This window comes from Vibrio sp. 1-2 (7-a), from assembly GCF_013048515.1.
GTDB classification, from domain to species: domain Bacteria; phylum Pseudomonadota; class Gammaproteobacteria; order Enterobacterales; family Vibrionaceae; genus Vibrio; species Vibrio diabolicus.
On the sequence record NZ_VHSQ01000001.1, the window covers coordinates 1,022,234 to 1,035,799 of the forward strand.

Genomic DNA, 13,566 nt, shown 5'->3' on the forward strand with positions numbered 1-13,566 from the left:
TCATAGTTAAGTAAGAAACATGTAAAAAAATCGCGTCGCGATGAGACATTAGTCTCACTCACGCTATTGTTCATTTACTCAGGATTCATCGTCCCGTTAAAGTACGCTGCGCTCAGAAATTCAAAGAGTTGCATACGTGAAAATTGCCATCAATACATTCAGTCTACGCATACAGAGGAATCTCTATCGGAGGATGTTTGATTAAGGCATCTTGCTCTCACAAATAAAAAGAGCGAAACGAGCATTAAATGATGCGGCAAGGTAAGAAAAGGACAAACACGTTACGGCTATGATCCCTCAATTCGTCATTCCTATCACGAATCGCTTTGGCGAAAGTTATCACTTCTCTGGTCAGTTACTTACTAGCGGCGAACCTAAAACATTCGTGACCAAACAAGAGGCAATAGAGTTTCTTGAGAGCTTTGGTGAGCTTGACCTTCGCTCTGTCGAAGACTTGTTCTATTTGATTGGTCAATTCAAGCCAAACATACCTGACGGTGAGCTTACTTCCCAACACTATAATTCAACGTTTGCCAATGCTTTGGTGAACGGTGACTTGCATGTCGCTCGAATTTTGCCAACTGGAGAAAACTACGCACTCTCCTCTGCGGTTACGCCTCCACCGACTCGTAGTACCGTCAATACAAAGCCGTCGAAGGGAAAGGGGAGGTCGAATAAAAAGAGTGGAAGAAGTGCCGCATCTGCTAAGCCTCAGCAACAAAGTAGCGAAAAACATGAAAAAGCCGGTGACCCTGTATCACTTGTTACGGGTGAAGAAATTCTCGAACTCTATGATATCGAGCTGCAACAAGGCACTACTTGGCAGCGTACTTATCGCTCTTCGCAGTCGGATGTAAATCATGGAATGGGCTTTGGTTGGCGACATGCATTTCAGTTTGAATTACGCGAAAAGACGGACGAGAAAGATAATGTTATCGCTTGGGAGTTTGTTGACGATAAGGCCGATATCACAGAATTTGAGCCAGTAGATATTGGAGCAACAAGTTATCAAATATACGCTGGTGCGAGCTGTTATTTCCTGAGCTCAACAACTCGGATTGTAACGCTCGCTAGTGGGCATCAATATCGGTTTGAGCAAAAAGATGATCGTTGGCTTGTTAAACAAGTTAGAAATGGCACGTTTTCAACGTTTCAATTGCAGTATTCTCGAAACCATCGATTGATCGAGATCGCATATAACAAGCGTCCGGTTCTTGAATGTCAATATGATAAGCAAGGACGCCTTGTAGAACTGCTTAATGCAAAGTCCCAAAAAGTTCTGACAACTTATACCTATGATGAGCACGATGATTTGGTCAGTGCAACTAATCATTTGGGCTTAAAGGAACAATATCAATATAGCGGTCATTTAATTGTTAAGCGTGTACGACCAACTGGCTTTACTCATTATTTTGAATGGGATGGCGAAGGTGCTAACGCGAAATGCATCAGGAACGTTGGGGACGCAGGAATTTATGACTATCGCTTCCATTATCAGGGAAATCATTCTTCTTATTCTGACTCGTTAGATCATCAATGGTCTTTCTTGCATGACGAGCAGGGTAACTTACTCGAGAAAATAAGCCCCACAGGTAAAACTTGGCGATGGCAATATGATGAATTAGGACGAAAAGCACAAGCTATCTATCCTGATCAGTCAACGGTCAATTATCAATATAATCAGCATGGTCAATTAGTTTCTAAGTTTCATTCCTCTGGCAAAGAAGTTCAATATGGTTATGACGGCTTAGGTAAGTTAGTTAAAACGGTTTCACCTGACGGGGATATCGAGAAGGCTTACTATAATAGCCTCGGTCAAAGAGTTTGGGATACCGATCAGTTCGGCTGTGTCACGGAATATGATTACGATAAACACGGTCAAGTCGTCAAAAAAGAGTCTGAAGATGGTAAGAAAAGTCAGTGGTGGTGGGATGAACAACAAAGACTTATCGCGAATGAAATAGACGGTACATTACTTCGTTACAGCTACAACGAAGAAGATCTGGTGAATGGCGTCGCTTATCCCGATGGGTGTATTGCTCAACTCGCTTATGATCAATTTGGCAGGCGTACATCAGTTCGTTATTTTAACGACGAAGACAAAGTCGGTTATAGCGAAGAATATTCTTACGATGAGCACAGCCGTGTTGCTCAGATTCGAACGCCAGCAGGCATTACCTCGTATCAGTGGGGAGCACTCGCGCAACAAGAAGCAGTCATCTTCCCCGATGGCAGCCATATTTCTTATGAATACGATAAACAACGTAACCTGACTAAATTAGTTCGGAGTGACGGCTTAGAATTCGAATTCCTGTATGACGATGAAGGCCAGCTATCAGGAACTGTTGGGTTTGATAATCTACAAAGCCAATTTGATTATGACGATATGGGGCGGATCCATCGTAAGCAAGTCGCCGATAGGACCGTGCTGTACCGCTATGACGCTGCGGGTTATCTCAAGCACGTCAAAGCAGGAAATGGTAGCAGTATTGTAGAGAACCACTTCAATTATACGTTTGGTGGGCGACTTACTTTCGCATCCAATCGCCATCAAACATTGCAATACCAATACTCTTCATTCGGGCATTTAACAAAGCGCATTCAAGGTCAGTTTGAGATAGCGCAGGAGTTTAACAGAGTTGGCCAACGCGTATCTCAGGTACTGCCAGATAATACGGAGCTGAACTTCTCTTACGATCGATATGGGCGTTTTTCAGCGATTCGGTTTGGAAACCTAGATTTACCTCAAATCAAATTTCATTACGATGAAATGGGACGAGTTTCCCAAATTGAAACGGCACATTTTAATGAGCGCATCATTTATGATGGTGTTGGTCGTTTGGTTGAACAACATTGGCCGGATAGAGAGAAAAAGTACGTTTACAATGCGCAAAACCGTATTTCATCAATCATTGATAATACGGCAGGAGCAACGCACTATCAGTACGATACCTTAGGGCAACTGAAACGAGTCAATGCTTCCGGAGAAGTGATTAAGTTTGAATACGATAGTTTTGGCAATCCTACTTTGCCATCTTCAGAGGTATTCGCTGATCGTATTGAAGTACACGATGATGTCCGGTTCAAATATGACGCGCAAGGAAATCAGACAAAACGTGAAGGGCAAGGACACGTTCAGACTCGCGTATTTGATGCGTTAAATCAGCTCATTGAAGTTCACACCGACGATGGTATCAGTCAATATGAATATGATGCATTAGGGCGCAGAACGAAGAAAATTACACAACAAGGCGTTACAGAGTTCCTGTGGGAAGGTGAACGTTTAATTGGTGAACGTTCTTCAGGTGCTTTCCGTTGGTACCTATATCAACCAGAAACCTACACGCCAGTGGCACTGTTAGAGAATGACGTTATTTATTGGTACCAGTGCGATCAAGTTGGTAAACCAGAGCGACTGATCGATTGCGAAGGGAATGTTGTATGGGGTGCCAGCTACGATGCTCACGGCTTTGCTCATGTACATATTGAAAAAGTAGTAAATCCATTGCGTTTTCAAGGACAGTATTTCGATCAAGAAACCAACTTACACTACAACCTCGCTCGGTATTACGACCCTAAGCTAGGACGTTTTATCCAACAAGATCCGATATCTATTGCTGGTGGTATTAATCATTACCAATATGCAGTCAACCCTATCCAATGGATTGACCCAACAGGTTTCCTATGTGAAGAAGGGCTAAAACGCTTGCAGCAAATGCTGGCTGAGTATCAGGCGCAAAGCGATGTTCCCCAAGAGGTTTGCGATCAGATTTTAGAAGCTGCAAAAGAGTCATCCGTCGGAGAAGATGGCGTTCGCTCGCAAGTCAAAATCCGCAAACCCAAAGGTAAAAATCATATTCGATATGAATACGATTTAGACCATATTGATTGCGAGAAAAATGAAATTACTTTTTATCGTCATATCAATCATTCAGATGGCAGCAGGCACGAAGTGCAGTATGTTGTTGGGATTGAGGAGTTTGTCAATGCGCATGTTTTTGACTCAGAGAAAGTCGGTGGAGATGAAAGTTGTACTATCTTAACCGAGGAGCTAGTGCTTAATGAAGCGGATTACAAAGAGAACTCAAAATTCAACGATAATGATAAATACAAACTCTCTGAAGAGTGTAAAGAGAAGATTGAAGAGTGTTTAGTGGAACGTCAAAAGGCAATGGACGCTCGGACTGGTCAAGATGGATATAACGCGCAAATAGGTAAAATCAATAAACAATCGGCAAAAATTGGTGAATTGGCGGCGGATGATTTTGTTCGGAGTAAATGTCCTAATGCTAAGCTAATTCATCCCAAAGATATTGGAACTTCAATTTCGAAGCCGGGCGACTTTGATATGGTTTACAAGGTGGAAGAGCCACCACCTGGTGAAATTATAATTGTTGAGGCTAAAGGTGGCAGCAGTTCGCTCGGTAGCAGAAAAATAGGAAACGAAGCATATCAACAAGGGACAACTGAGTATGCGGCAGCAATAACAAAGTTAATGCAAGAAAATGCAATGGGGACGACGGAAAGACGAGCAGGAAATCAAATTAAAAAAGCAATGTACGATGGTATCCCGATCAGATATTTACATGCGCAAACTCCAATCAACAAAAAGGTTGATAAAGTGCGTGTCAAGGAGTTCTCAATTAACCAAGGAAAATTGAAGCGAGGTCTTGCAACGTGATTATGCAAATTGAGCGAAAGGCTAACCCTAAATTAAATCAGGAACATGAATTAGAATTGGTGGAAGAGATAAACGATGATTTAGATAAAAGAAAACGAAGACTCTTGATTAGAAGAGAAAACCTTGTGGATATGGTCGGTTCCTATGAAGAGATAGTAAGGTGGTATACATGGTTACCTCAATCCATACCAAATGAGCAAGTCGGAACTCTTTGTCTCTACGAAGCATCTGTGATGAGATCTTTTTATCATCAGTTAGTGCTGAATCCAAATGAGCCTCAACGTTTAAATTTACCCGATTGTCCAGAAGTAACATGGGATGGTGAAGGTATCTTAGATATGGGCTTCATTTGTCCTTCAATGTGGCTAGATGCTTATTTTACTTCGGTGATTGTGCGTGATAAACCTAGCATGGACGTATTGGCGAACTTTCCGATTTCTTTGATGAGACAGAGCTCTACCAAAGCAGGTGAGCTGTCTTATATGCTAGTAGACGTCATTCAGTCGTTCCACAACCGCACATCGGATTATCCTGATAAGCTGGTTGCAGCAATGGACGCAGCGGTAGCTCAAGGGGATAACTGGGCGTTGGAAATTGCGATGGGGATTCTAGAAACCTTCGCAGCGCTCACTACTAACATTGGTTATAATTTTGAGGAAGTGCTCGTTAAAAACCTACAGTTTCAAGAGAAATATCATCTTAGAGAATTAGGACCAGATAGGATAGGCATCCGAACTTTTATTAACTTCCCTCTGCTTGGCATGGCTTGTATGTGGTACGACAAAGGCAACCGTTTATCTATTGAAACCGGTTGGCTTCCTCCTTATCTCGTCGAGGGGCGCTGGTTAGAGGGCGTAAAAGCAGGGAAGTTCACTCGATAAACTCCTTTAGTTAGCAATTCAGTATATAAGCCACCTCTCATGAGGTGGCTTTTACGTTTTGTTGAGTTATATAGTACGCATTATGTTGGTGCACTAAAACCATATTGGTGCATTTATTAGCGTGTTAAGCACCATTTCAAGAATGCATAATTTTATTAAAGTTCATACAAAACAATAAATTAAAGTGTAAGTGTTAGAAATGTAAATTATGGAATGAGAATTGCTCTGTTAGACGCTCTATAAACTAAGTTCACCAAATTGGTGATGAGCCTAACTTTGATGCACAGGATAAGTGCGCTACAGATCAACGGAGACAATCATAATGAGTGTAACTGCCAATCAGGTACACGGCGCTGTACAAACTCTCACGCAAAGTTCCGACACACTTTTCTTACTACTTGGCGCAATCATGGTTTTTTTGATGCATGCTGGTTTTGCTTTTCTTGAAGTAGGAACCGTGCGCCAAAAGAACCAAGTTAATGCTTTAGTTAAAATCTTGGCCGATTTCGGTATTTCCGCCATTGCGTATTTTTTCATTGGATACTGGGTCGCTTATGGCGGCACCTTCTTTGCTGATGCAGAGACATTATCTCAAGGCAATGGTTACGAGTTGGTGAAGTTCTTTTTCTTGCTGACCTTCGCTGCAGCGATTCCTGCTATTGTTTCTGGTGGTATCGCAGAGCGAGCTCGTTTTTATCCGATTCTAATCGCAACATTTTTCACTGTCGGCATCGTATACCCGTTATTTGAGGGAATGATCTGGAACGGAAACTTTGGCGTTCAAGCTTGGTTTGAAAATACCTTTGGTTATGGCTTCCACGATTTTGCAGGTTCAGTCGTTGTACATGGTGTTGGCGGCTGGATAGCGCTGGTTGCCGTTGTGTTTTTGGGCATGAGAAAAGGCAGAGTTCGAGCAGGAAAGCATACCAACTTTGCACCTTCGAATATTCCGTTTTTGGCTTTGGGAGCTTGGATCTTATGTGTGGGGTGGTTTGGCTTCAACGTCATGTCAGCTCAAACCGTGTCAGGCATAAGTGGCTTGGTGGCTATGAACTCATTGATGGCAATGGTCGGAGGCATTGTCGCGTCATTGTTGGCTGGTAAGAATGATCCCGGCTTTATTCATAATGGCCCACTGGCTGGCTTGGTTGCTGTATGTGCGGGTTCAGACTTAATGCATCCTATCGGTGCTTTAGTGACAGGTGCGATTGCTGGCGTGCTATTTGTTTATCTTTTTACCTACCTACAAAACAAAACCAAGATTGATGATGTGTTGGGTGTCTGGCCTTTACACGGTTTATGTGGCGCTTGGGGTGGTATTGCCGCTGGGATTTTTGGTCAAAGCGCATTGGGTGGGCTAGGTGGCGTGAGCATTATCGTTCAGCTTCTAGGAACGCTTTTGGGCCTTTCCATCGCAGTGCTTGGGGCTTTTGCAGTCTACGGCGCGATCAATGCCAGTATGGGACTAAGGCTTTCGGAAGAAGACGAGTTCAATGGCGCTGACCTAGCCATTCATAAAATATCTTCTACCAACGAGGATTGAGGCCAATGTGGGAGCGGCGTAAAGCCGCTCTTTTAGCAATTGCCTTTTTTTGCTTGGCCAGGTGGACAGAAATCTCCATTACCACGATGGTTATCGTCATTGGTGCTGACTCTTACTTTTACGTCGTCCACTTCGCCTTCAACATTGGTTAGTTGGCAACCTGCTAAAGTCGTAAGTAATATAAGCGCTAGAGATACTTGTCTCATTGCTGTTCCTCTTAAATTGTAATTCTAATAGTGACCATTACGACCATGGTCTAATCCATATTACTACTGTTGCTATTCTTTCAGTGTTAAGCTAATGAAAAAACAGCAAGGATGAGTTATGAATTTCCCTTATAGAAATATTGTAGTACTTACTGGTGCAGGTATCTCGGCCGAATCTGGTATTCAAACATTTCGTGCGCAAGATGGCCTTTGGGAGAATCACCGTATTGAAGATGTAGCAACACCTGAAGGGTTTGCTCGCGATCCGGACCTTGTTCAAGATTTTTACAACCAACGCCGCAAGAAACTTCAAGACAATGCTATACAGCCTAATGCAGCGCATGAAGCATTGGGTCGTCTAGAAGCTGAGTTAGAAGGTAAAGTGACCGTCATCACTCAAAATATAGACAACCTTCACGAAAGAGGCGGCAGCCATAACGTCATTCACATGCACGGTGAGCTTTTAAAAGCGAGGTGCAGTGAATCAAACCAAGTTATAGAACATAGTGAGGACATTAAGACTGGTGAGCTTTGTCACTGCTGTCAGATCCCTTCACAAATGCGACCACATATTGTTTGGTTTGGTGAAATGCCACTACGAATGGGGGATATCTACGCAGCATTAGAAGAAGCAGATTTATTTATTTCTATCGGGACATCTGGCGTCGTATATCCCGCAGCAGGTTTTGTTCATGATGCAAAAATGCATGGCGCGCACACCATCGAAATTAACCTCGAGCCTAGTGCGGTAGAAAGTGAATTTGAGGAAAAACGCTACGGAAAAGCAAGCGTCGAGGTTCCAAAATTAGTTGACGAGATACTGGCTCTAGAAGGAAAAGAAAGAGCGTAATAATTCTCACAGAGGAGAGTTTTTGTCTTGTCATTAAGAACAAAAAAAGCGGCTCATGAGCCGCTTTTCATATCTTTAAAACTAACGAATTAGTTGTTCACTTTTAGCTTTTGGAAGTACTCATCGTACATTACGCTCGCTTCGCCAACTTCATCTTGCCAAGTACCGCTGTCCATCACTTCTTGTGGTGGGAAGATGCTTGGATCGTTAGCAAATTCTTTCGGTAGCAGTTCGTGTGCCGTTTTCACTGGAGTAGGGTAACCAATCTCTAGTGCGATCTTAGCTGCGTTTTCTGGGCGCAGTAAGAAGTCAATCATCTTATGAGCCGCATCAACGTTCTTCGCGCCAGCTGGAATTGCCAGGCTGTCCATCCAGAAGATCGTTCCTTTTTCTGGCCAGATGATGTCGATGTTCGCGCCTTCTTGACGAGCCATGTAAGCAGAACCATTCCAAAGCATACCAAGTGAAACTTCACCCGCTAGGTAAGGGTTTGCAGGAAAGTCTGAGTTAAATACTAATACGTTTGGCATTAGCTTTTTCAGTTCTTCGTAAGCGGCTTTGATTTCTTCTGGGTTAGTCGTGTTTGGTGAGTAACCAAGCTTAGTCAATGCAATGTGGAATACTTCGCGAGAATCATCCATCAACATTAGTTGACCTTCCCACTTGCTATCCCAAAAATCATCCCACTTAGTAACAGATGATTTGTCTAGCATGTCAGCATTGATACCAATACCAGTCGCACCCCAAATGTAAGGGATAGAGTAATTGTTGTTCGGATCGAACGGTTTGTTAAGGAAGTTAGTATCAAGATCGGCAAAATGAGACAATTTCTCTTTGTCGATCTGTTGCAGCATGCTTTCTTTACGCATTTTAGAGACGAAATAGGTAGACGGTACTACCAAGTCGTAACCAGAACCTTGGGTTTTAAGTTTTGCGTACATACTCTCGTTAGATTCATATGTAGAGTAAATAACTTTGATTCCAGTTTCTTTTGTAAAGTCTTCAAGAACTTCGTTTGGAATGTATTCCGACCAGTTATAGAAATACAGTTCTTGATCAGCAGCTATTGCAGGGGTAGCGATGAGCGTCGCTGCACATAGAGCGCTTGCGTAGAATTTACTTTTCATTTGTTTTCCGTTTTGTTTCGCGATTGGACAAGTCAATACTAGCTGGAGTTATCAAGTTGATCCAAATCGCAGTAAGCACAAATCTGTTTATTTAGCTCGAGGGCTGTATCTCCGCTTTGTGAGAAGATAAAACTAGACATCGAGCCAGATAAACCTAGCAACGCATAATTATATCAGTCAATTACAAAAATAGGCAGCGTATTGCTGCCTATTTTCTTTTAGTCGATGACTTGTTACACAAGCTCGATTACTGTCCCGCTTTCAGCTTTAGGAAGTAATCTTCGTACTTAACGGTTAGATCACCAACCGCATCTTGCCATTCCACTCGATCAAGATCTTCTTGAGAAGGAAATAGCGGTGCAACATCTTTAAACTTAGCGTTCGATTCCTCTACCGCTGTTAAGTAACCAGTATCACGAGAGATTTGCTCTGCGATTTCTGGACGTAGTAGGAAGTCGATCATCTTGTGAGCTGATTCTACGTTCTTCGCACCGGAAGAGATAGCGAAGTTATCAACCCAACCGATACCGCCTTCTTTAGGAAATACGAGTTTAAGGTTTAGGCCTTCATTTTGAGCTGCTGCAGCGCTGCCGTTCCAAAGCATACCAACGCCCACTTCACCAGACATGTAAGGTGCGCCTGGGTTGTCAGAGTTGAAAACTAGAACGTTTGGCATCAACTTTTGTAGCTCAGCGTACGCTTCATCGATTTGTTTAGGGTCTTTTGAGTTACCTGAATAGCCGAGTTTACGCAGAGCGATGTGGAAGACTTCACGAGTGTCGTCCATCAGCATTACTTGACCTTCAAGCTCAGGCTTCCATAGATCTGCCCAGCTTTGGAAGTCGTTTGGATCGTACATATCTGCGTTAACCGCTAGACCTGTAATCGCAACAACGTGTGGAATAGAGTAGTCGTTATTTGGATCGTAAGGCTTGTCTAGATAGTTCTTATCTAGGTTGCCGAAGTTTTTCAGCTTAGTCTTATCGATCTTTTGTAGCATACCTTCATCGCGCATTTTTGCTACAAAGTACGTTGAAGGTACCACTAGATCATAACCTTGATTATGAGTTTTTAGCTTTGCGTACAAAGTTTCATTCGACTCGTAAGTCGAGTAGATCACTTTGATACCAGTTTCTTTGGTAAATTGCTCTAGGATATTACTGTTGATGTAAGGCCCCCAGTTCATAAATACCAATTCTTTATCGTCCGCTGCCGCTGAACCTGAGAACAGAGAAAGCGCACATGCACTACCAGCTAATAGAGTAGCCCATTTTTTCATTGACGTTAGCTCCAAACCAAACGTTGTCCAAATCATTTTGGACGGTAGATAGAAAAACAGAATGGCATGTAACCATTCTGTTTCGTGATGTTAACGGATGTGGATTTTACTTTACTTTTTCTCTTGCGAGCAACTGAGAAATTACGACAAGAATTAAAGAAACTACCAACATGACCGTTGCAAGAGCATTCACTTCCGGTGAAATACCCACCTTAACCATCGAGTAAATTTTCAATGGTAGGATTTCATACGTTGGACCTGTTACGAACGAACTGATAATTACGTCGTCCAGAGACAGGGTAAAGCTAAGCAGCCAGCCTGCCGCAACTGCTGGTTTTGCAAGAGGAAGGATGATCTGCTTTAAGATAACCCATTCACTTGCGCCAAGATCTTTTGCTGCTTCCAACATCTTCACATCGAAGCCATTTAAGCGGCTGTATACGGTTACCACCACAAATGGCAAACAGAAGGTGATGTGGGCAATCAATAGAGTAAAGAAGCCCAGCTGTGCGCCTAATACTAGGAACAGAGCAAGTAATGAAATCGCCATGACAATATCTGGAGACATCATTACGACAAACAGCATGCCGTTTACAGCACCTTTGCCTTTGAACGAGTAACGGAATAGGGCAACAGCTGTTAAGCTCCCAATAATAGTAGCCGCTGTTGCAGAAAATACCGCCACGTTCAATGAGTGCCATGCAGCCTGCATTAGGCTGTCGTTGTTGACTAGGGTTTCATACCATTTCGTGGTGAAACCACCCCATTTCATACCAAATTTATTGGCGTTAAATGAGTTTACGATTAGTACAACGATTGGCAGATACAAAAATGCATAAACCAACGCCATAAAGCTAAATCTAACTGTGCGTCCCATTAGTCTAGCTCCACTTTCTTATTCAATAATTTTCCTGCTCGGTAGTAAGCGTAAAGCATGACCGCCATTGCGAAGGTGAGGGCGATACTGGTCGCAGCACCAAATGGCCAATCACGAGCGTTCAATACCTGACTCTTAATTACGTTACCAATCAGTAGGTTCTTCGCACCGCCTAGAAGATCTGAGATGTAGAACATACCCAGCGCAGGTAGTAGAACCAACAAACAGCCACCGATAATGCCAGGCATTGTCAGAGGTAGAATTACTTTAGTAATGGTTTGGAGCTTGTTCGCACCGAGGTCTTTTGCTGCCTCGATGTAAGTGTTGTCCAACTTCTCGATTGCCGAGTAAAGCGGCAGAATCATGAAAGGAAGTAGGATGTATACAAGACCAATCATTACAGCCGTTTCGGTATACATAATACGCAACGGCTTGTCGATGATTTCCATTGTCATCAGCGACTTGTTCAAAATGCCCTGTGTACCGAGAACAATCTTCAGTCCGTAAGTTCGAATCAAAGAGTTCGTCCAAAATGGTACGATCACCAAAAACAGCATAAACGGACGCCATTTTTCAGGCATTTTCGCTACGATATAAGCAAACGGGTATCCAATGACTAAACACAACAACGTTGCCACAATTGCCATGTAGAACGAGTGCATCAGCACTTTCGCATACAGTGGGTCCAGCAGACGCAAGTAGTTGTCGAAAGTGAATGTCATTTCGATTAAGTTTGCTTCATCACGCGTTAAGAAACTGGTACCAATAATCATCACGTTTGGTACCAACACAAACAGTGTTAGCCAGCCTACGATTAAGGCAATGATCGCGTTCTGAAGATTAATCTTCTTGCTTATCATTGAGTACTACCTCCCAGCTCTCAACCCAAGTGATAGCGACTTTCTGGCCAAGTGAGTGGTCCACATCAGGATCATCTTCGTTAAAGAATTCGCTTACCATTACACGCATACCTGAATCCAATTGGATAACAGAATCTAACGTCATACCTTTATAAGTACGCTCAGTTACGTGACCAACAATGCCTTTTTCTTCAGACTCTTTGATTTCTTCGATACGTAAGTCTTCAGGGCGAAGTAGTACTTGTAGTTTGTCGCCTTTCTGTGCTTCCTTATCGTAGTAAACGACGGATTCAACACCTTCAATTTCTGCGCGGATGCGTTTGTCATCGATGCGCTCTAGCATGGTTGCATTGAATACGTTGATCTCACCAATAAAGCGAGCAACAAACAGGTTCTTAGGCTCTTCGTAAATCTCACGCGGAGAGCCATCTTGTTCGATAACGCCATCACGCATCACGATAATGCGGTCTGACATCGATAGGGCTTCTTCCTGGTCGTGTGTTACAAAGATAAAGGTAATACCAAGTTGACGCTGAAGCTGCTTCAACTCGATCTGCATTTGTTTACGCAACTTGTAGTCCAGCGCCGATAGCGATTCATCGAGCAGAAGTACTTTTGGTTTATTAACAACTGCACGAGCAATTGCGATACGCTGTTGCTGGCCACCAGAAAGTTGGTGCGGTTTACGCTGTGCCATTTTTTCTAGACGAACCATACGTAATGCTTCCATTACTCTTGGTTCAATCTCTGCTGCAGGCGTTTTTTGCATACGAAGACCAAAAGCGACATTCTCATATACGGTCATGTGTGGAAACAGTGCGTAACTTTGAAATACCGTGTTGACGTGTCTCTGCTCAGCAGGAACCTGTGTTACATCTTGGTCATCCAAAATGATTTGACCGTTATCCGCCGCTTCAAAACCAGCGATCATTCGTAAAACTGTCGTTTTACCACAACCAGAAGGCCCAAGAATCGTCAGAAACTCACCATGATTAACATCCAGATTTAAATTACCGATGATTTCCTTACCATCGAAACTTTTACTAATACCAGATAAACGAATAACTGGCTTTCCTGCTTGCGGTTTTGCGTTCAACGTCTGTATTTCCCCCACGTTCAAGCTGGGATAATCCCAGCTGATGTGACACTAGCCATTCACTTTTGAGGCGCGCATCATAATCACCAAAATTGTGAAATTAAAGCATTTTCTTATCTTGAAACAGAAAAAATTTTGCAGGCAAAAGTCATCATTCCTTACCATA

The 13,566-nt window shown here is 43.0% G+C and carries 10 protein-coding genes; 4 read left to right on the top strand and 6 right to left on the bottom strand.

Annotated elements, in window-relative coordinates; all coding sequences use genetic code 11:
* Positions 1-289: 289 nt before the first annotated feature.
* The 3 genes from FKN08_RS04580 to FKN08_RS04590 all read left to right on the top strand — a co-directional run bounded on the left by FKN08_RS04580 (position 290) and on the right by FKN08_RS04590 (position 7,105).
* Positions 290-4,681 (top strand): RHS repeat-associated core domain-containing protein, encoded by a 4,392-nt coding sequence (locus FKN08_RS04580; protein WP_170891437.1) that lies wholly within the window; start codon positions 290-292, stop codon positions 4,679-4,681.
* A 2-nt stretch (positions 4,682-4,683) separates the two neighbouring features.
* Entirely contained in the window at positions 4,684-5,562 is an 879-nt protein-coding gene (locus FKN08_RS04585; protein WP_139059796.1) for an immunity 49 family protein, read from the top strand.
* A gap of 322 nt (positions 5,563-5,884) precedes the next feature.
* Positions 5,885-7,105 (top strand): ammonium transporter, encoded by a 1,221-nt coding sequence (locus tag FKN08_RS04590; RefSeq protein ID WP_104971692.1) that lies wholly within the window; start codon positions 5,885-5,887, stop codon positions 7,103-7,105.
* 32 nt (positions 7,106-7,137) lie between these two features.
* On the opposite strand, the gene FKN08_RS04595 is transcribed toward FKN08_RS04590, so the two are convergent.
* The gene (locus tag FKN08_RS04595) at positions 7,138-7,311 is read right to left on the bottom strand and encodes a hypothetical protein (RefSeq protein WP_012841833.1); all 174 of its coding nucleotides are present in this window, start codon (positions 7,309-7,311) and stop codon (positions 7,138-7,140) included.
* A 118-nt stretch (positions 7,312-7,429) separates the two neighbouring features.
* On the opposite strand from FKN08_RS04595, the gene cobB reads away from it, so the two are divergent.
* Positions 7,430-8,161 (top strand): Sir2 family NAD+-dependent deacetylase, encoded by a 732-nt coding sequence (gene cobB / locus FKN08_RS04600; protein WP_053807417.1) that lies wholly within the window; start codon positions 7,430-7,432, stop codon positions 8,159-8,161.
* 89 nt (positions 8,162-8,250) lie between these two features.
* Here cobB and FKN08_RS04605 read toward each other — a convergent pair whose 3' ends face one another.
* From FKN08_RS04605 to potA, 5 genes are all read right to left on the bottom strand, one after another.
* A complete protein-coding gene (locus tag FKN08_RS04605) occupies positions 8,251-9,288 on the bottom strand; it encodes an extracellular solute-binding protein (RefSeq protein WP_139059773.1) in 1,038 nt (345 codons plus the stop codon).
* A gap of 247 nt (positions 9,289-9,535) precedes the next feature.
* Complete coding sequence (locus FKN08_RS04610) at positions 9,536-10,567, bottom strand: extracellular solute-binding protein (protein WP_170891438.1); 1,032 nt, start codon at positions 10,565-10,567, stop codon at positions 9,536-9,538.
* Between the two features lie 106 nt (positions 10,568-10,673).
* The gene (gene potC, locus FKN08_RS04615; RefSeq protein WP_005396472.1) at positions 10,674-11,444 is read right to left on the bottom strand and encodes a spermidine/putrescine ABC transporter permease PotC; all 771 of its coding nucleotides are present in this window, start codon (positions 11,442-11,444) and stop codon (positions 10,674-10,676) included.
* On the bottom strand, positions 11,444-12,304 hold the full coding sequence (potB, locus tag FKN08_RS04620; RefSeq protein ID WP_139059772.1) for a spermidine/putrescine ABC transporter permease PotB: 861 nt from the start codon (positions 12,302-12,304) through the stop codon (positions 11,444-11,446). The genes potC and potB overlap by 1 nt, the downstream gene beginning before the upstream one ends.
* On the bottom strand, positions 12,285-13,400 hold the full coding sequence (gene potA / locus FKN08_RS04625) for a spermidine/putrescine ABC transporter ATP-binding protein PotA (RefSeq protein ID WP_012841830.1): 1,116 nt from the start codon (positions 13,398-13,400) through the stop codon (positions 12,285-12,287). Before potA ends, potB begins: the two co-directional genes overlap by 20 nt.
* Between the last annotated feature and the right edge of the window lie 166 nt (positions 13,401-13,566).